Here is a 22,545-nt window from a genome sequence, read left to right on the forward strand (position 1 = left end):
CGCACCGCCCTCTCCCCGGGCGTGTCGCCCCACCCCGCCTCGCGATCTTGCACTTTCCGTCCCCGCAAACCACATCGAAAGCGACAGAAGGGCGACCGGAAGGCTCTTCTGCTTGATGTGTGGGTGGTTGGTGGGTCGTTGACGGGCGCACGCCGTTGCTGGGCCTAGGTTCCGAGCTGTCTGAAGGCTTCGGTTCTAGGTGGTGGCAACGGCGTGCGTTCGGTCAGGTTATGGGGTCGGCTGCTGGGCGTCGAGCAGGTGGTGGTCGAGTCGGTGTGTCTTGATGCGGCGGGTGTGGTGGTGGTGTCGGTGCGTCCGTTGCGGCGGGCGCGGGGTCGGTGCGGGGTGTGCCAGCGGCGGTGTCCGGGTTATGACGCGGGTCGTGGGCGTCGGCGGTGGCGGAGCTTGGACGTGGGTGTGTGGCAGGTGTTCCTGGAGGCCGATGCGCCCCGGGTGCGGTGCCCGGTCCACGGGGTGGTGGTGGCGGCGGTGCCGTGGGCGCGGCACGGTGCCGGGCATACTCGCCAGTTCGATGCGCTGGTGGGCTGGTTGGTGCGGCGGATGTCGAAGACCGCGGTGTGTCATCTGGTGCGGGTGGGGTGGCGCACGGTCGGGCAGATCGTGACCCGGGTGGTCGCCGACGCTGACGCCGCGGCCGGGGATCGCCTCGCGGGGGTGAGGCGCATCGGTATCGATGAGGTGTCGTATCGGCGGGGTCACAAGTATCTGACCGTGGTTGTTGACCATGACACCCGGCGGCTGCTGTGGATCGCTGAGGGCCGTGACAGTGCCACCCTGAGCCAGTTCTTCGACCTGCTCGGATCCGACCGGTGCGCCCAGATCAGCCTCGTCACCGCTGACGGCGCCGAATGGATCTTCTCGGCGGTCAGCCGATACTGCCCCCAGGCCCGCATCTGCCTGGACCCGTTCCACGTGGTCATGTGGGCCGGCAAAGCCCTGGACGCGGTCCGCGCCCAGGTCTACACCGCCGCCCGCAAAGCCGGGCAGAAAGCCCTGGCCCAGGGCATCAAAGGCGCCCGCTACGCGTTGTGGAAGAACCCGGCCGACCTGACCGCCTCCCAACAGGCGAAACTCGCGACCATCGAACACACCAACCAGCCGCTGTATCGGGCCTACCTGCTCAACCAGCAACTACGGCAGGTCTTCGCCGCCCCCGGAGGCGCCGACCGCATCACCCTGCTCGACGCCTGGCTCGACTGGGCCACCACCAGCCAACTCACCCCGTTCGTGGAACTGGCCTACCGCATCCGCCGCTACTGGCGCGACGACATCGCCAACACCCTGACCTACCGCCTGTCCAATGGACTCATCGAATCCACCAACACCAAGATCCGACTCCTCACCCGCATCGCCTTCGGCTTCAAGAACCCCCACGCCCTCATCGCCATGGTCAGACTCCACCTCTGCGGCTACGACCTACCCCTGCCCGGCCGAACATGACCCACACACCCGACCGGAGAGCCGACCGGAACTGCAAGATCGCGTATGCGAGGGCGGCTCGTGGTCAGGCTGGTGGGGGGACCAGGCGGGCTTTGAGGGCGTCGCGGACCACGTCCGGGACGTGGGGCGTGACGTCGCCGCCCCACTTGGCCACGTCCTTGACCAGGCTGGACGAGAGGAAGGAGTAGAGCGGGTTGGTCGGCATGAACAGCGTCTCGACCCCGGCCAGGCCGATGTTCATCTGGGCCATCTGCAACTCGTAGTCGAAGTCGCTGACCGCCCGCAGACCCTTGATGAGCACGGTCGCCCGCTGCGCCCGGCAGAAGTCCACCAGCAGGCCCCGGAAGGATTCCACCCGCACATTGCCGTAGGAGGCGGTCACCTCCCGGAGCATGTCGATGCGCTCCTCCACGGTGAACAGGCCACTCTTCGACTGGTTTACCAGTACGCCGACGATCACCTCGTCGAACAGCCGGCTGGCCCGGCCGACGATGTCGAGGTGACCGTTGGTGACCGGGTCGAACGATCCGGGACACACCGCACGTCTCATGATCGGCGACCGTACCAAAGGGTGGTCTCGCCGTACCGGCGACTGCGCTGGCCAGTGATGCCTTCCACCCACTCGACCGGTCCGGCGCGGCTGGACCGCTCCACCACCACCAATGCCTCCGGCGTCAGCCAACCTCCGTCCACCAGAGCGGCGAGCATCGCGCGCACGCCGTCGTCCGGCAGGGCGTACGGCGGATCGGCGAAGACGACGTCGTACGGGTCACCCTCCGCACCGGCGGCCAGCACGGTGGCGACCTTGCCGGTGACCAGTCGGGCCGACGTGCCGACCCGCAGCGCCGCCAGGTTCTCCCGGATCACCCTGGCCGCACGCGGGTCGGACTCGACCAGCAGCGCGTGCGCGGCGCCCCGGGACAGCGCCTCCAGGCCGACGGCGCCCGAGCCGGCGTAGAGGTCGGCGAAGCGGATCCCGTCGAGGTCCACCTCGGCTTCGACCGCACTGAACAACGCCTCGCGTACCCGGTCGGAGGTGGGTCGGGTGCCGGCACCCGACGGGGCGGCGATCCGCCGGCCACCCAGACTGCCCGCGACGATGCGGGTCATCGCTCGCTCCTGCTCACCTTCCTGACGCTACGCGACAGCGGACCAGCCTCGGGTCGACGGAGCCGCATCGCGACGGCGTGCCGGTCCAGACGGGACAGCGGAGCGTGCCGCCCCCGAATGATCACTATGGGTATATCAATAATCTCGAATTGACAACATCTCACTTAAGCTTCCCTGAGGGCTGTTTCGTTTCTCGCGATCTCGCTAGGGTCTGCCCGGTGCCGGCGCATTGCCGCCGGTAATCGGCAAGGGAGGCACCCTCTCAGGCGCGGCACGTGCCGCCAGCGCCGTCCGTCCCGCCCGCGCCGACCCAGACGCATCTTCACCCCGGGAGTACGCGTGATCCGACCCAAGCTGTCGCTGCGGCGGCCGCTGGCTGTCCTGGCAGCCGCCCTCATCGGCCTGACCGGAGCAGCGGCGGTGGCCACCCCCGCCAGCGCTCACCACACCACCATCACCGCCACCGCCGTCTGCGACCAGCTCAGTGGTGAGCGGGTGATCACGTGGAAGGTGGAGAACAGCGAACGTAACAAGGACGCCACGATCACGAAGGTCACGGCCAACCCCAACACCGACGTGACCGTGCAGGTGCGCGCCGACGAGAGCCGGCCGCTGCACAGCGTCGTCATTCCCAAGAACTCCTTCGTGGAGGCTGTCCAGCGGGTGCCGGGCGACACCACCCGCGCCACCCTGCGGGTGGATGCGGTCTGGCAGAAGAACAACGCCCGCGCGAGCAACGAGGGCAGCATCAACCTCGACCGCGACGGGGCGTGCACCCCGGCGCCGAAGTGCGTCGACGCCAGCGAGGCGAAGTACAGCCACACCTTCGACGGCCCGAAGGGCACCGCGACCGTCAAGCTGGCGGGTGACCTGCCGCTGTGCGGTGACGAAAAGCAGTACTTCACCCTGGTGTCGTACTTCGCGCCGCGCCCGCAGTTCGCCACCCCGCAGTACGTCTACGGCGAGCCGGACAGCGACTTCCTCGGTGCCGGCCAGACCGAGATCGAGCTGAACGTCGGTGTCCCGGACTGCCACACCCAGGTCGACCTGATCTGGGGCGGGGTCGACGAGGTCATCGACCCGCTGGTCGAGGACGGCCCGCGCTACGGCTCCAAGAAGCTCGGCGAGAAGGGTGCTCCCGGCAACCGCTCCTCGGGCCCGCAGGGCTGGTACAACGGCGGCAGCAAGAACTGCACCACCCCGGCGTCCACCTTCTCCTCCGCCTGCGACGGCAGCGTCACCGTCTCGCTGAGCAACGACGGTTCGATCTCCAAGTACCCGGTCGAGTTCGAGGTCCGGGCCGAGAACGGCTGGTCCAAGACCGTCACCGTCGCGCCGGGCGAGGCCGACAACGAGACCGTGGTGCCCGCCGAGAACGCCGGCAAGATCGAGGTGCTGGTCGACGGCAAGGTCATCGAGAACGGCACCTACTCCTGGGAGCGTCCCGAGGACTGCCCGCTGCCGACGGTGACCACCGACGCGGACTGCGAGACCTTCGGGCTGACCGCGTCGAACCCGGAGGGTGGCATGCCGGTCAAGGTCGAGTTCACCTACGGCGACAAGACCGAGACCCGTACCGTCGCGCCGGGTTCGTCGGAGAAGGTCACCTTCCCGGCCGGTGACGAGGAGGCGGCGCTGGTCGTCCTGCCGGAGCTGGGCCTGGAGCTTGAGGTCGTCTACGCCCCCGAGGGCTGCGGCGGCGGTGGCGGCGGCGACGAGGAGCCGGGCCTGCCGGTGACCGGCGCTGCGGCCGGCGGCATCGCCGCAGGCGCGATCGCCCTGCTGGCGCTGGGCGCGGTCCTGTTCGTGATGGCACGGCGGCGGCGGATCCACTTCACCGCCTGAGCCGAGCTGAGCGTGCCCGCCCCGGTCACCCCGTTCCACGGGTGACCGGGGCGGTTCGCTGTCCCGGGCAGGTTCGCGGCGGTCGGCGCGCGGGGATCGGCGGGGCCAGCGGCTCGGTCAGCCCTTTTCGAGGTACTCGGCGCGGTCGGCGTCGACAAGCGCGGCCACCGAGGCGGCGAGCGCCGGATGCCGGGTCAGCTCCGGATCCTCCTCGACCAACGCGATGGCCTCCGCCCGCGCGTCCCGGATCAGGTCCGCGTCGCGCAGCAACGACAGCAGGCGCAGGTGCGAACGACGGCCGGACTGGGTGGCACCCAGGACGTCCCCCTCCCGCCGCTGTTCCAGGTCCAGCTCGGCGAGCTTGAAACCGTCCGTGGTGGAGGCGACCGCGTCCAGCCGCTCCCGTGCCCCGCTGCCCTCGGCCGCCTCGCTCACCAGCAGACAGAGCCCGGGCGCGCTGCCCCGGCCCACCCGGCCACGCAACTGGTGCAGTTGCGAGACGCCGAACCGGTCCGCGTCCAGCACCACCATCATCGTCGCGTTGGGTACGTCCACCCCCACCTCGACCACCGTGGTGGCCACCAGCACGTCCAGCTCACCGGCGGCGAAGGACCGCATCACCGCGTCCTTCTCGTCGGCCGGCAGCCGGCCGTGCAGGACCCCGATCCGCAGACCGTGCAACGGCCCGTCGGCCAGCAACGGCGCGACCTCGGTCACCGCCAGCGGTGGCCGCCGTTCCGAGTCGTCGACCGTCGGCGGCTCCTCCTCGGCCCCGGACGTCGAATCTCCGATCCGGGGGCAGACCACGTACGCCTGGTGGCCGGCGGCCACCTCCTCACGCAGCCGACGCCAGGCCCGGTCGAGAAAGGCCGGCTTCTCCGCAGCCGGTACGACGTGCGAGGCGATAGGTGAACGACCGCGCGGCAGTTGGGACAGGGTGGAGATCTCCAGGTCGCCGTAGACCGTCATGGCCACCGTACGAGGGATCGGGGTGGCGGTCATCACCAGTACGTGCGGCGGCTGATCCGCCTTGGCCCGCAACGCGTCCCGCTGCTCGACGCCGAACCGGTGCTGCTCGTCGACCACGACCAGACCGAGATCGGCGAAGTCGACCCCCTCGTAGAGCAGGGCGTGGGTGCCGAGCACGATGCCGGCTGCGCCGCTGGCGACCTCGGCCAGCGCCCGACGCCGGGCCGCCGCGCCCAGCGAGCCGGTGACCAGTTCCACCCGGGTGGCGTGCTCGGCGGCACCCAGCTCGCCGGCCTGGGCGAGCGGGCCGAGCAGGTCGAGCATGCCCCGGTGATGCTGGGCGGCGAGCACCTCGGTCGGGGCCAGCAGCGCGGCCTGCCCGCCCGCGTCGACCACCTGGAGCATCGCCCGCAGCGCCACCACTGTCTTGCCGGAGCCGACCTCGCCCTGCAACAGGCGGTGCATCGGATGACCGGTGGCGAGGTCGGCGGCGATCTCCACGCCGACGTCACGTTGGCCGGCGGTCAGCTCGTACGGCAGCCGGGCGTCGAACGCGTCGAGCAGACCGCCCGACCGCCCGGGCCGGGGACGCGCGGGGGACGCGGCGGCGTCCCGCTTGCGCCGGACCAGGGTCACCTGCACGGCGAACGCCTCGTCCCACTTCAGCCGCCGACGGGCCCGGTACAGCTCCTCCCGGCTGGACGGCCGATGGATCTCCCGGAGGGCGGTGCCCAGACCGACCAGGTTCCGGCTGGCCCGTACCGTCGCCGGCAACGGATCGTCCGGCGGGGCCACCGTGTCCAGCACCACCCGTACGCAGCGGGCGATCACCCAGGTGGGCACCGCCGCAGCGGCCGGGTAGACCGGAATGAGCGCACCGGCGAACTCCTCGATCTGCTCGCTGGCCGCCGCCTCGGTGTCGGTCTGCTCCCCCAGCAGGACGTACTCCGGCCCGTTGAGCTGCCGCCGGCCCCGGAACTCGGTGACCTTTCCGGCGAACAGTCCCCACCGGCCGGGCCGCAGTTCGCGTTCGCGCCACGCCTGGTTGCCGAAGAAGGTGAGGGTGAGGCTGCCGCCGGAGCCGTCGCCGACGGTCACCTCCAGCAGATTGCCCCGCCGCTGCCGCATCGGGCGTACGGCGGTGCGCTGCACCTGGGCCAGCACGGTGACCTGCTCGCCGACGTCCAACGCGCGGATGTCGGTGTGCTCGCCACGCTCGTCGTAGCGGCGGGGGAAGTGGTAGATGAGATCACCCGCGGTGTGCAGGTCGAGGTGGCCGGCCAAGGCCTTGGCGGTCTTCTCCCCGACCAGCTTCTTCAGCGGCGTGTCCAGGTCGGACGGATCGGCGGTCATTCGACACCGACCAGCAGGGGATGGTGTGGTTGCCCGCCCGGATACACCTGCACCTCCACGAACGGCCAGCGCGCCGTGAGGTGCGCGCGCACCGCCTCGACCAGCCCGTCGGGCGCGTCGGCCCCGACGAGCAGGGTGACCAGCTCGCCGCCACCGCCGAGCATCCGGTCGACAAGCGCGACGGAGGTGTCCACCAGGTCGGCGCCGATCAGATTCACCTCGCCCTCGACCAGGGCGAGCACGTCACCGGCGCGGCACGGGCCGGCGACGGTGAGCGCCTCGCGGCCGGCCCGGCACACCTCGGCGTACCGGCAGGCGCCGGCGGCCTCGGCCATCGCGATCACGTCGTCGGCGAAGCGGCGCTGCGGATCGCGCACGGCGAGCGCCGCCAGCGCCTGCACCGGTGACCGGGTCGGCACCACCGCCACCTCCACCCCCAGCCGGTGCGCCTCCTCGGTGACCTGGTTGGCCACCGCCTGCGCGTCCGGGTCGTTGGGCAGCACCACCACCCGGGCCGCGCCGGTGGCGCGTACCGCGTCGAGCAGTTCACCGGTCGAGGGGTTGCCAGGCACCACCACCGCGCCCTCGGCGGCGAGCAGCTCGGCGATCCCGGCGCCGGCGGCCACCACCACGGCGGCCCGCCCGTCGGGCAACCGGGGCGGTACGGGCTCCGGATGGTCGACGAAGCGGGTCACCGCGATCTGGTGCGGGCGGCCGGCCACCACACCCGCCTCGATCGCCGCGCCGACGTCGTTGACGTGCACGTGGACCTGCCAGGTGCCCTGGTCGCCGACGACCACCAGGGAGTCGCCGATGGTGAGCAGGGTCTCCCGCATCCGCTCCACCGCGGCGGGCTCGGCGTCGAGCAGGAACTGCACCTCGTAGGCGTACTCGGCCGAGCCGGTCTCCCGGGCGACGGTGACCGGCGGGCGCACCAGCGGAGGACTGGGCGCCGGCCGCACCGGGTTCTCCCCCGTGACCACCTCGACGAGGGCGTCGAGCAGCAGGCACAGCCCCTGCCCACCGGCGTCGACCACCCCCGCCCGGGCCAGCGCCGGCAACTGCTCGGGGGTGCGGGCCAGCGCGCCGGCCGCCGCGTTTGCCGCGGCCCGGGCCACCACGCGCAGCTCGTCGCTGCCAGCCTGCTCGGCCGCGTCGGCGGCGGCCGAGACGACGGAGAGCAGAGTGCCCTCGACCGGGCGGGACACCGCCGTGTACGCCGCGTCGGTGGCCTCCCGCAGAGCTGCGGCCAGCTCCCGGCCCCGCACCTGCGGGACGGCGGCCAGGGTGTCGGCGAGACCCCGCAGGATCTGCGACAGGATCACCCCGGAGTTGCCCCGCGCGCCGAGCAGGGCACCCCGGGCCATCAGGCGCAACGCGTGCCCGTGGGCGGTCGACATGCCGTCGGCGTGGGTGTCGAGATCCATCGCCAGCGCCTGCTGCGCGGAGGTGAGGGTGAGCACCAGGTTGGTGCCGGTGTCACCGTCGGGCACCGGGTAGACGTTCAGCTCGTCGATCTCACCCTGGTGCCGCTTGAGCGCGGCCAGGCCGCTGGCGCACCAGCGGCGCACGGCGGCGGCGTCGAGGGTGTCCAGCACGGTGGCAGCCTACTGGCGTACGCTGACACTCGCCCGACACCGGGCGGGTCCGGCCCAGATCAGGGTTTCGCGGGCGCGCTGCCGTCCGCATCGCCTGCTGCGCCGTCGCGGTGGCCGAGCCCGGTTGGGCAGGCGACTTCCGCATCGGGTACCCTGGCCAGGTTGCCCGGGCTGCGCCTGGTGCCGACCTCATGAACGTTTCAATCCCAGGAGTATCCCGTGGCTAGCGTGTGTGACGTCTGTGGCAAGGGGCCGGGCTTCGGCCACAACGTGTCCCACTCGCACCGGCGGACCAACCGCCGCTGGAACCCGAACATCCAGTCGGTGCGCACCCCGGCCGGTGGCGGCACGACCAAGAAGTTGAAGGTCTGCACGTCCTGCATCAAGGCCGGCAAGGTCGCCCGCGCCTGACGCGGTAGCACCGGAACATCACGACTGTCAGCACCGGCGGGCCTCAGCGGGCCCGCCGGTTTTGTCGTGTCCGCAGGCCGGTGTCGGGTGCGCGGCGAGCGGGATGCTCAGAGCGTGCGACCGAACGACAGGCAGCCGGGCTCGTCGGCGTAGAAGCCGAAGTTGGGGATCCGCTCGTAGCCGGCCGCCTTGTACAACGCGATCGCCTCGGGCTGCCGGTCACCGCACTCCAGGATGATCCGTCGGCGCCCGTGCTCACGGGCCGAGCGTTCGATTGCCGCCAGCACAGTGCGGGCCACGCCCCGCCCCCGGGCCTGCGGCGCGGTGTACATCCGCTTCACCTCGGCGGTCTCCTCGCCGTGGCTGCGCCAGCCGCCGCAGCCCACCGGCTGCCCGTCGATCCGGGCGACCAGGAACGCCCCGGCCGGCGGCACGAACTCGCGCGCGTCGACCGGGGTCTCGTCGCCGCTTCCGCCGTAGCGGGCGCTCAGGTCAGCCAGGGTCGCGGTGATCAACCGCTGGGCTTCCGGCGAGTCGAACGGCACCGTGTGGATCTCGATCTCGTGCACCCGTGCAGGGTACGACGCGGCCGGCCGCGCCCTGCGGGGTGGCCTGCGGTCAGCGAAAATGGTCCCATCCGGCCGGCCCGTCGAGCGGTAGGCCGTCCACCGTCACACCGGAGCCCACGGCTACCCGGCCGATCGCCCGCCAGCCCGGGGGCAGGGCCGTCGCCGGGGGAAAGGTCGCGGCGAGCGCATGGTCGTCGCCACCGGCCAACAGCCAGGCGTACGGGTCGACGCCGAGCGCCTGCGCGGCGTCACGCATCTGCGGCGGCACCTCGAAGGCGTCCCGGGCGATGTCGATGGCCACCCCGCTGGCCTTCGCCACGTGCCCGAGGTCGGCGAGCAGCCCGTCCGAGACGTCGATCATGGCGGTGGCGCCGAGCCGGGCGGCCTGCGGCCCGGCCGGGTAGGGCACCTCCGGTCGCCGGTACGCCTCGACCAGCAGCCGGGGCGTCCGGAAGCCACGGGAGAGCACGGTGAATCCGGCCGCCGCGTACCCGGTGCGACCGGCCAGGGCGAGCAGGTCACCGGGGCGGGCACCGGTCCGGGTCACCGGTGACCGACCGCCCAGGTTGCCGAGCGCGGTGACCGCGATGGTCAGCGTGGGGCTGGCCGACATGTCCCCGCCCACCACACTGGCCCCGACACCGGCCGCCTCGGCACCGAGCCCGTCGGCAAGTTGCTCCAGCCAGCCGGTGTCGACGTCCTCCGGTACGCAGAGCGCCACCAGCAGGGCGGTCGGCTCCGCGCCCATGGCCGCCACGTCGGCGAGGTTCGCCGCCGCCGCCCGGCGGCCGATGTCGTGCGGGCCGGCCCAGTCCCGGCGGAAGTGCCGCCCCTCGACCAGCACGTCGGTGGTGGCGACCACCCGGGCGTCCGGCGCGGCGACCACCGCGGCGTCGTCACCGGGGCCGAGCAGCACCGTCGGGCCGTACGACAGCCGGGCCGTGACCCGGTCGATAAGCCCGAACTCGCCGACACCCGCGACACTCACGACGACACCGCCCTGAACCTGATGGCTCGCTCGCTGCGCTCGCTCACGACGGCACTCCGCTGCGCTGCGTGCCACCGTGAGACACCACCGCCCTGAACCTGATGGTTCGCTCGCTGCGCTCGCTCACTGCTTCTCCTTGGCCACCGATCGGGGTCTGCCCTGGTCCGTAAGGTACTTTCTCCCTTCGGGCCGCCTGGCAGGCGGCGACGGAGGGAGGTCGAGTCGTGGTACAGGCGTACATCCTCATCCAGACAGAGGTCGGCCGGGCACGTGACGTGGCCGGTCTCATCGCTGATCTCGCCGGCGTGGTCCGCGTCGACGCGGTCACCGGGCCGTACGACGTGGTCGTGCTCACCGAGGCGAACACCGTCGACGAGCTCGGAAAACTAATTGTCAGCAAGGTGCAGATGGTGCCCGGCATCACCCGCACCCTCACGTGTTCGGTGGTGCGCCTGTAAGTGGACGAGCACGCTGAATCCCCCGTCGCCCAGGCTGACCGCCCGGGCGCTGAGGCACCCGACCGCACCAACCGCAGCGCGGCGCTGATCGCCACGGCGGTGGCGGTGCCGGTGGCCCTGCTGGTGGGTGCGCTCGCGCTGGGCAACCTCTCGCCGGAGGAGCCGGCCGCCGCGCCGCAGCCGTCGGCGACCACGCCCGCTCCGGTCTCCACGGCGCCGGTCGAGATGGCCGCCCCTCAGCTTGGCGAGCGCCCGACCGTCGTCTGCCGCGCCCTGCTGTCCCAGCTGCCCGACTCGATCCGCGACCTGCCGCAGCGGCCGGTTAGCGCCGGGCCGGAGCAGAACGCCGCGTACGGCGACCCGGCGCTCACCGTGGCCTGCGGTGGCGATGAGCCGGAGGTGAAGCCCGACGACCACCTCTACCTGGTCAACTCGGTCTGCTGGTACGCGGTGGAGGGGCCCGACGTGACGGAGCTGACCACCGTCGACCGGGAGACCGCGGTGACCCTGCGGGTGCCGCACTTCTACGGCGAGGCGTTGCAGTGGGCCTCCCCGGTCTCCGCCACGATCGTCGAGTCGATCCGGTCGTCCGGCACGGCACCGTCCGGCTGCACCTCCTGACGCAGCGGATCAGAGCCGGGGTGGAGGCTCAGTGCTGCCCCGGCCCCCTGGTCAACGCGGTGCGGATGAGCCGGTCGACCAGCTTCGGGTACTCCAGGCCGGCCGCCGCCCACATCCGGGGGAACATCGACGTCGGCGTGAAGCCGGGCATCGTGTTGATCTCGTTGAGGTAGACGTGGAGGTCGGGCGTGACGAAGAAGTCGACCCGGGCCAGGCCGGCGCAGTCGAGCGCGGTGAAGGCGCGTACGGCGTAGTCGCGCACCTGCCGGGTGACCCGCTCCGGCAGGTCGGCCGGGATGTCGTACTCGCAGGCGGACTCCGCGTCGATGTACTTGGCCTCGAAGTCGTAGAAGTCGTAGTCGCCGACCACCCGGACCTCGGCCAGCACGGACGCCTCCGGCGCGCCGCCGGCCTCGCCCTCCAGCACGCCGCACTCGATCTCCCGGCCGACGATGGCGCCCTCGACCAGGACCTTGCTGTCGATCTCCCGGGCGGTGGCGAGGGCCGTGTCCAGGTCGGCCCAGTCGTTGACCTTGGTGATGCCGAAGGACGAGCCGGCCCGGGAGGGCTTGACGAAGACCGGCAGGCCCAGCCGCTGCTTGTCCGCCTCGCTAAGCGTGGTTCCGCTGCGCAGCACCGCGTACGGACCGACCGGAATGCCCTCGGCGGCGCAGAGCTTCTTGGTGAACTCCTTGTCCATCGCGGCGGCCGAGGCGAAGACCTTCGCCCCGACGTACGGGATGCCGGCCATCTCCAGCATGCCCTGGATGGTGCCGTCCTCACCGTAGGCGCCGTGCAGCACGGGGAAGACCACGTCCACGTCGGCGAGCGCCCGGGGCCCTTCGGTCGGGTCGAGCACGAGCAGCCCGCCGCCGGTGGGGTCGGTGCGCAGCACGATGTCCGTGCCGGACTCCGCAGTGATCTCCGGCAGCCGACGGGCGTTGATCGCCAACTGACCGGGGTCGCCGTTGGTGAGCACCCACTGGCCGGCCCGGGTGATACCGACCGGCACCACCTCGAACTCGTCCGGATCCAGCGCGCCGAGCACGCTGCCGGCGCTGACGCACGAGATGCCGTGTTCCGGGCTGCGGCCGCCGAAGACGATCGCCACGCGGGTCTTGCCTGGGGTGGTCACTGTGATCACCTTTCCGGGACGCACTGCTGGCGCTCTCCCGGATGACCTTACTGTGCGTGGCGGATGGGGGTAGCCGATACCCTGCGGGAACGCGAAACGGCCGCAAGCGGTCAACAAGCCATATACGGAACGTGATCGGGCGACCGAGGTCAGCCGGCCAGCTCACGCTCGCCGTACGCGTGCCGGCGGCCGATGGCGAGCACCTTGACCCGCTGCCGGCCGGCCCGCACCATGCCGAGCGCCATGAAGGCGCCGGCGATCCGATCGGCGGCCTCGCGACTGTTCGCGCCGACCACCTGGCGGCGACGCTCCGGGGCCAGCCGCTCGTTACGACCATCCACCTCGTACGGGCGGACGTCGGTCAGCACCACCAGGAAACGTGTCATCGCCGGCCGTCCCGGCGCTCGCCGAAAACCCGCTGACCAGTCTGCACGTCGATTCCCTTCCGGTAGCCGACCTCCTGGCGTGGCACGCGGCGGTCGGGTACGGGGGAAAACCCGACCGCCGCGCGCCTCATCCCCTCCGGTCGCTCACCACCACCGTCGCCACGACAACCGGCGGTGAGGACGCGCTAACAGATTGACAGCTCCATGGGCATGAATGCAACTCTCACTGGCGTTCTCTCATGTACAGCTTCCCAAATACGTGCGACCATCTATACATGGCTCCGAAGACCGCACGTGCCCGTCGATTGGGCATCGCCCTGCGCCACCATCGGGAGGCCGCCGGCCTCACCCTGGAGACCGCGGCCGACGAGATCAACAGCACCCGCAGCACGCTCTCCCGCTACGAGAACGCGCAGACCCTGGTCAACCCGGCCACCGTGCGCGCGCTGCTCACCCTCTACGGAGTCGGCGCGGACGAGGTCGCGGCCGCCGTCCAACTCGCCAAGGACGCGCGCAAGCCCGGCTGGTGGGTGTCCTATTCGTACCTGCTCGACCGGCGCACCATCGACTTCATCGCGCTGGAGGCCGAGGCCGTCGCCATCGCGAATTTCGAGCCGTCGGTGGTGCCCGGGCTGTTGCAGACCGCCGACTATATCCGCGGCGTGATGCGGGGCGGGCCACACACCCTCAGCGACAACGACGTCGAGGAGCGGGTGCGCATGCGGCTGGACCGGCAACAGCGGATCTTCGAGGAGGACCCGCCGATCTTCGACGCGATTCTCGACGAGGCCGCGCTGCTTCGTCCGGTGGGTGACGACTCCGCGCAACAGGGTCAGCTGAGCCACCTGCTCAAGATGAGCGAGCTACCGAACATCACCGTCCAGGTGATCCCGCTGGTCGCCGGCTACCACCGGGGCACCCGGGGCTCCCTGCACATCCTCGAATTCGCCGACCCGGAGGACCCGATCATCGCCTCCGTGGAGACGGTCGCCGGGCAGATGATCCTCGACCGTCCCGGCGACCTGCGTACCTGCACCAAGATCATGGAGCACCTGCGCACCGTCGCGCTCAGCCCGACGGACAGCCGCGAGGCAATCTTCAAACTCCTGAAGGGACGGTAATGCGATGACACCGACGACCAACGCCGCGGTGACCGTGACGGGCTGGCGCAAGAGCAGCCACAGCGGCGACGAGGGCGCCTGCGTCGAGATGGCGGTCGTCCCCGGCACTGTCGCCGTACGCGACTCCAAGGATCCGCACGGCCCGCTGCTGATCTTCCGGCCGTCGGCGTGGACCGCCTTCGCCCAGGCGCCGCCGACCCGCTGAGCCGCGGAGGACCGCACCCCAGAGCCGCTGACCGGGCCGGTAAGGGCACCGCCGGCCCGGTCAGCCCCTCCGTCTAGTCGCCGACCAGCGGTGGCGGCGACGGCAGCGCACGGACCGCCTCCAGCGCCGCCAGCGCCACGCCCCGCGCGCCAGCCATGTCACGGTCCGGCACCAGCGCGAAGGTGGCCAGCGCGGCCTGCTCCGCCCGGAGCAGGGTGTGCTCGCGCACGGCGGCCAGGAACCAGTCGCGGAACGCCGCGTCCGTCTCCACCACCCCACCACCGACGAAGTACGCGTGCGGATCGGTGAAGTTCGACGCGATGGTGAACAGCGCGGCGAGCGCCCTCGCCTGCTGGGCGAAGACTTCCCGGGCCAGTTCGTCGCCCCGCTCGCCGTAGCCGCGTACCAGCTTCGCCGCGCGCTCCGGCGACTCGCCGATCAGCGGATGCCCCGGAAAGCGGGTCAACCAGTACGGCAACAGGTTGTGCTCGATCGCGGTCAACGACACGACGCTCTCGACGTCACCGGCGAAGCCGCAGGCGCAGATCGGCACCGGTTGGCCCGGCGCCAGCACGGTATTCATCGGAATATGCACATGCCCCAACTCGCCGGCCATTCCCGCCGCGCCGGAGATCACCCGGCCGTGCTCGACCAGGCCGCCACCGAGTCCGGTGCCGACGATCGCCGACACCGACGAGCGCCGCATCGCGTCGGCCCCGAAGTGGACGTGATGGGCATAGAGCGCAGCGGCGTTGCCGTCGTTGTGGTAGACCACCGGTAGCCCGAGCCGACGTTCGAGGGCGCCCCGCACGTCATAGCCGCGCCAGGCCGGCTGGGAGAAGTTCGTGGAGCCCTTCGACGAGATGACGCCGCTGGCACTGGCCGGACCGGGCGTGTCCAGACCGACCGCACCGACCTGTTCGCGGGGTACCCCGGTGAGGGCCAGCACGCCGTCGAAGGCGTCCGCCATCGCCGCCACCGCCGCCTCCGGGCCCTCCTGCACCCGGCTCGGCGTCTCCACCAGGCGGTCGACCAGGAATCGTCCGTCGAGCGTGAGCACGGTGGCGTTGTTGGTCGTGCCACCGTTGTCGATCCCGACGACCACCGTTGCGCTGTCCACCCGAGTTCCGCCTCCCGCCGTCACACCTGACGTGAGGCTAGTTCTCGTACCGCCCGCCCGCCACGTCGTCCGGGTATCGACCCAGCATCGCGATGGCGTCGGAGGCTTCGTCGCGTACCACCGACGGTGCCAGTCCGACCTCGGTCAGCACCGCCCGGAACCGGTCGACCTGCCCCTGGCCGACCTCCACCACCAGGTGCCCGCCGGGCGCGAGCCAGTCCGGCGCGGCAGCGGCCAGCCGGCGCAGCACGTCCAGCCCGTCGGGCCCACCGTCGAGCGCCACGGCGGATTCGTACCGGCGCGCCTCCGGGGGCAGCAGCGCCATCGCCGCCGTCGGCACGTACGGGGCGTTGGCCACCACCAGGTCGAGGCGACCGCGCCAGGCCACCGGTAATGGATCGAAGAGGTCACCGACGAAGACCGGCGCACCCACGGCGGCCAGGTTCCGCCGCGCGCAGGCCACCGCCGCCGGATCCACGTCGACCGCAGCCAGCAGCCGGGGCGCGGCGAGCCGACGCGCCAGCACCCGGCTGATCGCACCGGAGCCACAACACAGCTCCACCACGCTCGCGGCCGGTCCGGTCACCCGGGCCGCCGCCGAGACCAGCAGGGCGGTACGCGCCCGGGGCACGAAGACGCCCGGGTCGACGTCGATCCGCTCACCGCAGAACTCCGCCCAGCCCAACAGGTACTCCAGCGGCTCACCGGCGACCCGCCGGTCGACCAGCCCCGCCAGCCTCTGCGGGCCGCCGCCCGCCGCCATCAGCAGGCGAGCCTCCTCCTCGGCCCACACGCAACCGGCCTGCCGCAACCGGGCGACCAGGGCTTCGTACGCGGCCGGGGAGACCGGTGCGCCCATCAGGCGGCTGCCTCCAGCGCGGCCGTGACATCGGCGACCAGGTCGGCGGTGTCCTCCACCCCGCAGGAGAGCCGGACGAAACCGGGTGCGGTGTCGTCGCCCCACTGCGCCCGCCGGTCCGCCGTGGTGTGCAGACCGCCAAAGGATGTCGCTGCGGCGACCAGCCGGGCCGCGCCGAGGAAGCGGGCGACCCGGTCGGCGCTGCCGAGATCGAAGGAGAGCACGCCCGGCATCCGGCGCAGTTGCCGCGTCGCCACCGGATACGCCGGGTCCTCCGGCAGGCCCGGCCAGCGCAGGCCGGAGACGTCGGTGCGGTCGGCCAGCAGCCGGGCCAGCGCCGCCGCGTTCGCCGTCTGCCGGGCCAGGCGCAGATCGAGGGTGGCCAACGAACGGTGGGCCAGCCAGGCGTCGAACGCGCCGGGCACCGAACCGGTCGCGGTACGCCAGGCGGTGACCGTCGACAGCAGCTCGGACGACCGGGTGGCCACGTAGCCGAGCAACAGATCGGAGTGCCCGGTCAACGCCTTGGTGCCGGAGGCCACGACCACGTCGGCGCCGAGGTCCAGCGGTCGCTGCCCGAGCGGGGTGGCGGTGGTGTTGTCCACGGCCAGCAGGGCACCGGCGGCGTGCGCCCGCTCGGCCAGCGCCGGCAGGTCCACGACGTCGAGCCCCGGGTTGGCCGGCGTCTCCACCAGCACCAGCCGTACCCCGTCGAGGTCCGGGTACGGCCCGACGGTCGGTGCGAACAGCACCCGTACGCCGTTACCGGCGAGGGTGTCGGTGGCGAAGGCACGCACCGGGAAGTACCCGTCGGCGGGCAGCACCACCGTGTCGCCGGCCCGCAGCACCGCCAGCAGCAGCCCGGTTATCGCCGCCTGCCCGCTGGCGAAGACCCGGCAGTCACCGCCCTCGAGCTCACCGACCGCGGCCTCCAGCAGCCGCCGGGTCGGATTGTCCGGACGCCCGTACCCGTTCGGCGACGCCGCCGGCCCCTGCCAGGGGTCGAGATGGTACGGCGCGGCGAACACCGGCCCGGGCAGGAACGGCGCGCCGGGGGTGGGCTCGGGCAGGCCGGCGTGCACGCATCGGGTGCCGTCCCCCGTCGGCGGGTGGTCGTGCGACTGCGGGGCGTCACGCTCGCTCATGGTGCTGCTCACTCCGGCTTCGTGGTGCGACTCATCAGGGCCTGGACCGCCAGTCGCGGGTCCACCCCCTCGTGGCAGACCAGCTCGACCTGCTCGGTGATCGGCATCTCCACCCCGTGCGCGCGGGCCAGATCCCGGATCGCCAGCGCGCTCTTGACCCCCTCGGCGGTCTGCCGGGTGGCCACCCGCGCCTCCTCCAGGGACGCGCCCCGACCGAGGTGCTCGCCGAAGGTGCGGTTGCGGGCCGACGGCGACGAGCAGGAGGCCACCAGATCACCCATCCCGGCGAGACCCGCGAAGGTGAGCGGATCCGCGCCGAGGGCCACCCCGAGCCGGGCGGTCTCGGCCAGCCCACGGGTGACGAGCATCGCCCGGGTGTTGTGCCCGAAGCCCATCGCGGTGGCGATGCCGTACGCCAGCGCGATCACGTTCTTGACCGCCCCGCCCAGCTCACAGCCGATCACGTCGTCGTTGGTGTACGGGCGGAAGTAGGGCGTGGTGATCGACCGCTGCACCAGGGTGGCCCGGTCGGAATCGGTGCAGGCGACCACGGTGGCAGCGGGTTGCTCCGCGGCGATCTCCGGTGCCAGGTTGGGGCCGGAGACCACCACCACCCGGTCGGCCGCCACCTCGGCGGTCTCGACGATCACCTCGCTCATCCGCTTGGTGGTGCCGAGTTCGATGCCCTTCATCAGCGACACCAGGGTGGCCTCGGGGTGCAGGTGCTCCACCCACTCGGCGAGGTTGCCGCGCAGGGTCTGCGACGGCACCGCGAGCACCACCATCTCGGCGTCCTTGATCGCCTCGACGGGGTCGCCGGTTCCGGTGACCCGCTCCGGCAGCACCACCCCGGGCAGGTACTCCGGATTACGCCGCTCCGCGCGGATCACGTCGGCGATCGACTGTCGCCGCGCCCAGAGCGTCACCTCCCGGCCGGCGTCGGCGAGGATCTTCGCGAACGCCGTACCCCACGATCCCGCCCCCAGCACCGCCACCTGCCCACTCACGCCGCCGCCTCCCTACGGTCGGCGCCGCCGTGAGGCACCACCACACAGCATCGATGATTCACTCGCTTACGCTCGCTCATGCCGCCGTCTCCGGGCGCTGGCGGTCGGGCTGCGGGCGGGTGGCGCGCTGCCACAGCGGCGGTGGTGTCCCGCCCCGGATGTCGGCGAGCATGTCCCGCAGGCGCAGCATGATCACGTCGGTCATCTCCTCCAGCACCTGGCGGCTCGGGGCGGCGCCGGCCCAGCGGCTCAGGTCGATCGGTGGCCCGGCGACCACGGTCACCGGGATCCGGGGGCGCAGGTTGATCCGGGCGCGGCGCGGATCGAAGATCCGTTCCGGCCCCCACATCGCCAGCGGCACCACCGGGGCGCCGGTGGCCAGCGCCAGCCGGGCCGCGCCGGTCTTGCCCTTCATCGGCCACAGGTCCGGCTCCCGGCTGGTGGTGCCCTCCGGGTAGATGATCACGGCTCCGCCCTCGTCGAGCGCCTTGACCAGGGCGTCCAGCGACTTCACCGCGTCGACCGAGCCCCGCTCGACCGGAATCTGCTTACACCGGTGCAGGATCCAGCCGATCACCGGCACCTTGAACACGCTCGCCTTGCCGAGGAACTGCGGCCACCGCCCGGCGTCGTAGACGAAGTGCGCGGAGACCAGTGGATCGGCGTGCGAGATGTGGTTCGGCACGATGATCACGGGACCGTCCTGGTCCAGGTGCTCCATGCCCCGCCAGGTACGCCGGGTCCAGACGGTCATCACCGGCTTCACCAGCACCACGGCGAACCATTGCCAGAATCCCAGCCTCCGCCGACCCACCGTGCCTCCTCGTGCCCGCCCCGACCCGCCCACCGGAGAAGCCCGGTGAGGTCCGCAGCCGAAATCATGCCTGCTCGCCCCGGGTACGGCCAGTGAGGGTACCGCCGCCCGGCTGGCAGGATGGCAGGTGTGACACAGCCCTGGACGGTGGTGGTGCCGGTCAAACGCCTGGCAGCCGCGAAGACCCGGCTGCGTGGCGGGCTGTCGGGCGTACCCCATCAGGATCTGGCCCTGGCGCTGGCCGCCGACACGCTGGCCGCGGTGCGGGCCTGCCCCGGGGTGGCCGAGATCGTGGTGGTCACCGACGACGCCCAGGTCGCCGGCACGGCCCGGTCCAGTGGTGCCCGGGTCTTGCCGGACGTCGCGGACGCCGGGCTCAACGCCGCGTTCCGGCACGGCGTGGCGGACGTCGCCGGCTGGGTGGCCGGACTCACCGCCGATCTGCCCGCCCTGCGGCCGGCCGAGCTGGCGGCGGCGCTGCACGCAGCGCTGACCGGCCCGCCGGGGACACGTCGGTTCGTGGCCGACACGCCGGGCACCGGCACCGTGCTGCTGGCCGCCCCGCCGGGCGTACCCCTGGATCCGCGCTTCGGAGCCGGCTCGGCCGCCGCGCACGCGGCCAGCGGCGCCCGCCCGCTCACCGGCGACTGGCCGAGTCTGCGGCGCGACGTGGACACCGCCGACGACCTGGCCGCCGCGGCGCGGCTCGGGCTGGGTCCGCGCACCGCGGCGCTGACCGCCGGCTGTTTCACCGAATCCTTCTCGACCTGACGGCGCGGGCGTTCACGCACCGCGCCCCACGGTTCGGTACGGTGCTGGCATGCAGGGCACGGTGGCGACCTTCGACGCGGCGACCCGCAGCGGGCTGCTGCTGCTGGACGACGGCACCGAGCTGCCCTTCCCGGCCCGGGCATTCGACGCCTCCGGGCTGCGCCTGCTCCGCCTCGGCCAGCGGGTCCGCGTGGAGACCGACGCCGCCGGCGACGTCGTACGCGTGACACTGCCGACGATGTCCTGACAACCCGCCGCAAGTTCATTTTGCGTTAACCGAGTTCGGGTGATTATGGGCGGGTGAGCACCCCTCGCGAACGCCACCCCAGCCCCGCCGCCACCGACGACACCACCAGCCGCAACGGAGGTCGCCCCCGGGGGACCGACGGGCGGTTCCGGAGCACCCGCCCGGTCCCCGACGACGCCCCGGCCAACGACCCGGCGGCGGCCTCCGCCGGGCTGGAGGAGGTGCTGGACCCGGTCTCGGAACCGGGCCTGCCGCAGTCCGCCGACGACCCGACGCCGACCCATCCGCTGCCGGAGGACCGGTTCCTCAACCGGGAGCTGTCCTGGCTCGACTTCAACGCCCGGGTGCTCGACCTGGCCGAGGACCAGAACAACCCGCTGCTGGAAAGGGCCAAGTTCCTGGCCATCTTCGCCAGCAACCTCGACGAGTTCTACATGGTGCGGGTGGCCGGGCTGAAACGCCGGCTCTCCGCCGGCCTACCGGTGCGGGGCGGCGACGGGCTGCCCCTGCGTACCCAATTGGCGCTGATCTCCGAGAAGGCCGCCGCGCTGGTGGCCCGGCAGGCCGCCTGTTACGTCGACGACCTGGTGCCCAGGCTCGCCGCCGAGGACATCCGGGTGCTGCGCTGGTCCGACCTCGGCGATGCCGAGCGGGAACGGCTGCGCACCTACTTCCGGGAGAAGATCTTCCCGGTGCTCACGCCGCTGGCGGTCGACCCGGCCCACCCCTTCCCGTACATCTCGGGCCGGTCGCTCAACCTGGCTGTCGCGGTACGCGATCCGGACGGCGGGCCGGAGCTGTTCGCCCGGGTGAAGGTGCCCAACAACGTGCCCCGGTTCGTCCGGGTCGACCGGGACCAGGCCGGGGTCCGCATGCTGCCGGTGGAAGACCTCATCTCGGTGCACCTCGGTCAGCTCTTCTCCGGCATGCAGGTGGTCGAGTGCCACCTGTTCCGGGTCACCCGCAACGCCGAGGTCGAGGTCGACGAGGACCGGGACGAGGACCTGCTCCAGGCGCTGGAGCGGGAACTGGCCCGCCGCCGGTTCGGCCCGCCGGTGCGACTGGAGGTGGCCGCCTCGATCTCCGACCACATGCTGGAACTGCTCGTCCGGGAACTGGACATGGACGCCCAGGACGTGCTGCGGGTCCGGGGCCTGCTGGATCTCTCCGCGCTGTGGCAGCTGTACGGCGAGGCCGACCGGCCCGACCTGAAGGACCCGCCGTTCGTCCCGGCCACTCATCCGCGGCTCGCCGAGGGCGAGGTGCCGCGCAGCGTCTTCGCCACCCTGCGCGACGGCGACGTGCTGGTGCATCACCCGTACCACTCCTTCGCGACAAGCGTGCAACGCTTCATCGAGCAGGCCGCCGCCGACCCGAACGTGCTGGCCATCAAGCAGACGCTCTACCGCACCAGCGGCGACTCACCGATCGTGGACGCGCTTGTCGACGCCGCCGCCGCCGGCAAGCAGGTGGTGGTGCTCGTCGAGTTGAAGGCCCGCTTCGACGAGGTGGCGAACATCGGGTGGGCCCGCACCCTGGAACGGGCCGGCTGCCACGTGGTGTACGGCCTGGTCGGTCTGAAGACCCACTGCAAGACCGCCCTGGTGGTACGCCAGGAGGGCAACCAGATCCGCCGTTACTGCCACATCGGCACCGGCAACTACCACCCGAAGACCGCCCGGCTCTACGAGGACTTCGGCATGCTCACCGCCGACCCGGAGATCGGTGCCGACCTGACCGACCTGTTCAACGTGCTCACCGGGTACAGCCGGCAGACCGCGTACCGGCGGCTGCTGGTGGCACCGCAGGGCATTCGCAGCGGCCTGATCGAGCGGATCGAACGGGAGATCAACCACGTCCGGCTGGGCATGCCGGGGCTCGTCCAGTTCAAGGTCAACTCGCTCGTCGACGAGGAGATCACCGACGCGCTGTACCGGGCCTCCCAGGCCGGTGTGCACGTCGACCTGATCATCCGTGGCATGTGCACGTTGCGACCGGGGGTACCCGGGCTGTCGGAGAACATCCGGGTGCGCTCGATCCTCGGCCGCTTCCTGGAACACTCGCGGGTCTTCCGCTTCGGCAACAACGGCGACGCGGAGTTCTGGATCGGCTCCGCCGACCTGATGCACCGCAACCTGGATCGGCGGGTCGAGGCACTGGTCCAGGTCACCGACCCGGTGGCCCGGGCCGAGCTGGACCATGTGCTCGGTGCCGCGATGAGCCCGGACGTGGACGCGTTCGAGCTGGCCGGCGACGGCACCTGGAGCCGCCGGACGGGCCGGCCGGAGGCGCCCCTGAGCCACCTTCAGCACCTGCTGCTGCGTCGCGTCGGCAGCACGGCCGGCTGACCGG

Annotated in this window: 23 protein-coding genes; 10 read left to right on the plus strand and 13 right to left on the minus strand. The window is 71.9% G+C overall.

Annotated elements, in window-relative coordinates; translation table 11 throughout:
* Nucleotides 1-213 precede the first annotated feature (213 nt).
* Complete coding sequence (locus O7624_RS09285; protein ID WP_282239703.1) at nucleotides 214-1,461, plus strand: ISL3 family transposase; 1,248 nt, start codon at nucleotides 214-216, stop codon at nucleotides 1,459-1,461.
* A 64-nt stretch (nucleotides 1,462-1,525) separates the two neighbouring features.
* Here O7624_RS09285 and coaD read toward each other — a convergent pair whose 3' ends face one another.
* Nucleotides 1,526-2,011: a pantetheine-phosphate adenylyltransferase gene (gene coaD, locus O7624_RS09290; protein ID WP_093401716.1), complete on the minus strand. Its 486-nt coding sequence runs from the start codon at nucleotides 2,009-2,011 to the stop codon at nucleotides 1,526-1,528.
* Complete coding sequence (gene rsmD, locus O7624_RS09295; RefSeq protein ID WP_282239704.1) at nucleotides 2,008-2,571, minus strand: 16S rRNA (guanine(966)-N(2))-methyltransferase RsmD; 564 nt, start codon at nucleotides 2,569-2,571, stop codon at nucleotides 2,008-2,010. Before rsmD ends, coaD begins: the two co-directional genes overlap by 4 nt.
* Nucleotides 2,572-2,910: 339 nt before the next feature.
* Here rsmD and O7624_RS09300 point away from each other — a divergent pair, with 339 nt between their 5' ends.
* The gene (locus O7624_RS09300) at nucleotides 2,911-4,416 is read left to right on the plus strand and encodes a cell wall anchor protein (protein WP_093401718.1); all 1,506 of its coding nucleotides are present in this window, start codon (nucleotides 2,911-2,913) and stop codon (nucleotides 4,414-4,416) included.
* Nucleotides 4,417-4,533: 117 nt separating this feature from the next.
* On the opposite strand, the gene recG is transcribed toward O7624_RS09300, so the two are convergent.
* Both recG and O7624_RS09310 read right to left on the minus strand, forming a co-directional pair.
* The gene (recG, locus tag O7624_RS09305) at nucleotides 4,534-6,738 is read right to left on the minus strand and encodes an ATP-dependent DNA helicase RecG (RefSeq protein WP_282239705.1); all 2,205 of its coding nucleotides are present in this window, start codon (nucleotides 6,736-6,738) and stop codon (nucleotides 4,534-4,536) included.
* Nucleotides 6,735-8,336 carry a DAK2 domain-containing protein gene (locus O7624_RS09310; protein ID WP_282239706.1) on the minus strand — a complete coding sequence of 534 codons (1,602 nt, stop codon included), beginning with the start codon at nucleotides 8,334-8,336 and terminating at the stop codon, nucleotides 6,735-6,737. The genes recG and O7624_RS09310 overlap by 4 nt, the downstream gene beginning before the upstream one ends.
* A gap of 219 nt (nucleotides 8,337-8,555) precedes the next feature.
* Between O7624_RS09310 and rpmB the strand changes: the two genes are divergently transcribed.
* A complete protein-coding gene (rpmB, locus tag O7624_RS09315) occupies nucleotides 8,556-8,747 on the plus strand; it encodes a 50S ribosomal protein L28 (protein ID WP_093401721.1) in 192 nt (63 codons plus the stop codon).
* Between the two features lie 107 nt (nucleotides 8,748-8,854).
* Here the strand turns inward: rpmB and O7624_RS09320 are convergent, their stop codons facing one another.
* Together O7624_RS09320 and O7624_RS09325 are read right to left on the minus strand one after the other, a co-directional pair.
* Nucleotides 8,855-9,316: a GNAT family N-acetyltransferase gene (locus O7624_RS09320; protein ID WP_282239707.1), complete on the minus strand. Its 462-nt coding sequence runs from the start codon at nucleotides 9,314-9,316 to the stop codon at nucleotides 8,855-8,857.
* Nucleotides 9,317-9,365: 49 nt separating this feature from the next.
* The gene (locus tag O7624_RS09325; RefSeq protein ID WP_282239708.1) at nucleotides 9,366-10,304 is read right to left on the minus strand and encodes a thiamine-phosphate kinase; all 939 of its coding nucleotides are present in this window, start codon (nucleotides 10,302-10,304) and stop codon (nucleotides 9,366-9,368) included.
* Nucleotides 10,305-10,528: 224 nt separating this feature from the next.
* Between O7624_RS09325 and O7624_RS09330 the strand changes: the two genes are divergently transcribed.
* Both O7624_RS09330 and O7624_RS09335 read left to right on the plus strand, forming a co-directional pair.
* Complete coding sequence (locus O7624_RS09330) at nucleotides 10,529-10,762, plus strand: Lrp/AsnC ligand binding domain-containing protein (protein ID WP_013284547.1); 234 nt, start codon at nucleotides 10,529-10,531, stop codon at nucleotides 10,760-10,762.
* Nucleotides 10,763-11,383, plus strand: coding sequence for a DUF3515 family protein (locus O7624_RS09335; protein WP_093401725.1), 621 nt, complete (start codon nucleotides 10,763-10,765; stop codon nucleotides 11,381-11,383).
* Between the two features lie 28 nt (nucleotides 11,384-11,411).
* On the opposite strand, the gene O7624_RS09340 is transcribed toward O7624_RS09335, so the two are convergent.
* Together O7624_RS09340 and O7624_RS09345 are read right to left on the minus strand one after the other, a co-directional pair.
* Entirely contained in the window at nucleotides 11,412-12,518 is a 1,107-nt protein-coding gene (locus O7624_RS09340) for a D-alanine--D-alanine ligase family protein (protein ID WP_282239709.1), read from the minus strand.
* A 149-nt stretch (nucleotides 12,519-12,667) separates the two neighbouring features.
* On the minus strand, nucleotides 12,668-12,904 hold the full coding sequence (locus tag O7624_RS09345) for a hypothetical protein (RefSeq protein ID WP_093401727.1): 237 nt from the start codon (nucleotides 12,902-12,904) through the stop codon (nucleotides 12,668-12,670).
* 275 nt (nucleotides 12,905-13,179) lie between these two features.
* On the opposite strand from O7624_RS09345, the gene O7624_RS09350 reads away from it, so the two are divergent.
* Together O7624_RS09350 and O7624_RS09355 are read left to right on the plus strand one after the other, a co-directional pair.
* A complete protein-coding gene (locus tag O7624_RS09350; RefSeq protein ID WP_093401728.1) occupies nucleotides 13,180-14,025 on the plus strand; it encodes a helix-turn-helix transcriptional regulator in 846 nt (281 codons plus the stop codon).
* A 4-nt stretch (nucleotides 14,026-14,029) separates the two neighbouring features.
* Nucleotides 14,030-14,230 (plus strand): DUF397 domain-containing protein, encoded by a 201-nt coding sequence (locus O7624_RS09355; protein WP_282239710.1) that lies wholly within the window; start codon nucleotides 14,030-14,032, stop codon nucleotides 14,228-14,230.
* 73 nt (nucleotides 14,231-14,303) lie between these two features.
* Here O7624_RS09355 and O7624_RS09360 read toward each other — a convergent pair whose 3' ends face one another.
* The 5 genes from O7624_RS09360 to O7624_RS09380 form a co-directional block, all read right to left on the minus strand.
* A complete protein-coding gene (locus O7624_RS09360) occupies nucleotides 14,304-15,350 on the minus strand; it encodes an ROK family protein (protein WP_232511032.1) in 1,047 nt (348 codons plus the stop codon).
* A gap of 37 nt (nucleotides 15,351-15,387) precedes the next feature.
* Nucleotides 15,388-16,209, minus strand: a complete 822-nt coding sequence (locus tag O7624_RS09365) for a putative protein N(5)-glutamine methyltransferase (protein WP_282239711.1) — start codon at nucleotides 16,207-16,209, stop codon at nucleotides 15,388-15,390.
* Nucleotides 16,209-17,354: a cystathionine gamma-lyase gene (locus O7624_RS09370; protein WP_282239712.1), complete on the minus strand. Its 1,146-nt coding sequence runs from the start codon at nucleotides 17,352-17,354 to the stop codon at nucleotides 16,209-16,211. Before O7624_RS09370 ends, O7624_RS09365 begins: the two co-directional genes overlap by 1 nt.
* Nucleotides 17,355-17,362: 8 nt before the next feature.
* Nucleotides 17,363-18,361 (minus strand): NAD(P)H-dependent glycerol-3-phosphate dehydrogenase, encoded by a 999-nt coding sequence (locus tag O7624_RS09375; RefSeq protein ID WP_282239713.1) that lies wholly within the window; start codon nucleotides 18,359-18,361, stop codon nucleotides 17,363-17,365.
* A 76-nt stretch (nucleotides 18,362-18,437) separates the two neighbouring features.
* On the minus strand, nucleotides 18,438-19,175 hold the full coding sequence (locus tag O7624_RS09380) for a lysophospholipid acyltransferase family protein (protein ID WP_093401732.1): 738 nt from the start codon (nucleotides 19,173-19,175) through the stop codon (nucleotides 18,438-18,440).
* A gap of 129 nt (nucleotides 19,176-19,304) precedes the next feature.
* Between O7624_RS09380 and cofC the strand changes: the two genes are divergently transcribed.
* From cofC to O7624_RS09395, 3 genes are read left to right on the plus strand one after another with little or no spacing between them, the layout of a single operon-like run.
* The gene (gene cofC / locus O7624_RS09385; protein ID WP_282239714.1) at nucleotides 19,305-19,946 is read left to right on the plus strand and encodes a 2-phospho-L-lactate guanylyltransferase; all 642 of its coding nucleotides are present in this window, start codon (nucleotides 19,305-19,307) and stop codon (nucleotides 19,944-19,946) included.
* Between the two features lie 49 nt (nucleotides 19,947-19,995).
* Entirely contained in the window at nucleotides 19,996-20,193 is a 198-nt protein-coding gene (locus O7624_RS09390) for a cold-shock protein (protein ID WP_093401734.1), read from the plus strand.
* A 53-nt stretch (nucleotides 20,194-20,246) separates the two neighbouring features.
* On the plus strand, nucleotides 20,247-22,541 hold the full coding sequence (locus O7624_RS09395) for an RNA degradosome polyphosphate kinase (protein ID WP_282239715.1): 2,295 nt from the start codon (nucleotides 20,247-20,249) through the stop codon (nucleotides 22,539-22,541).
* Nucleotides 22,542-22,545: the final 4 nt, after the last annotated feature.

The sequence above is a fragment of the Verrucosispora sp. WMMD1129 genome (assembly GCF_029581255.1).
GTDB lineage: Bacteria > Actinomycetota > Actinomycetes > Mycobacteriales > Micromonosporaceae > Micromonospora > Micromonospora sediminimaris.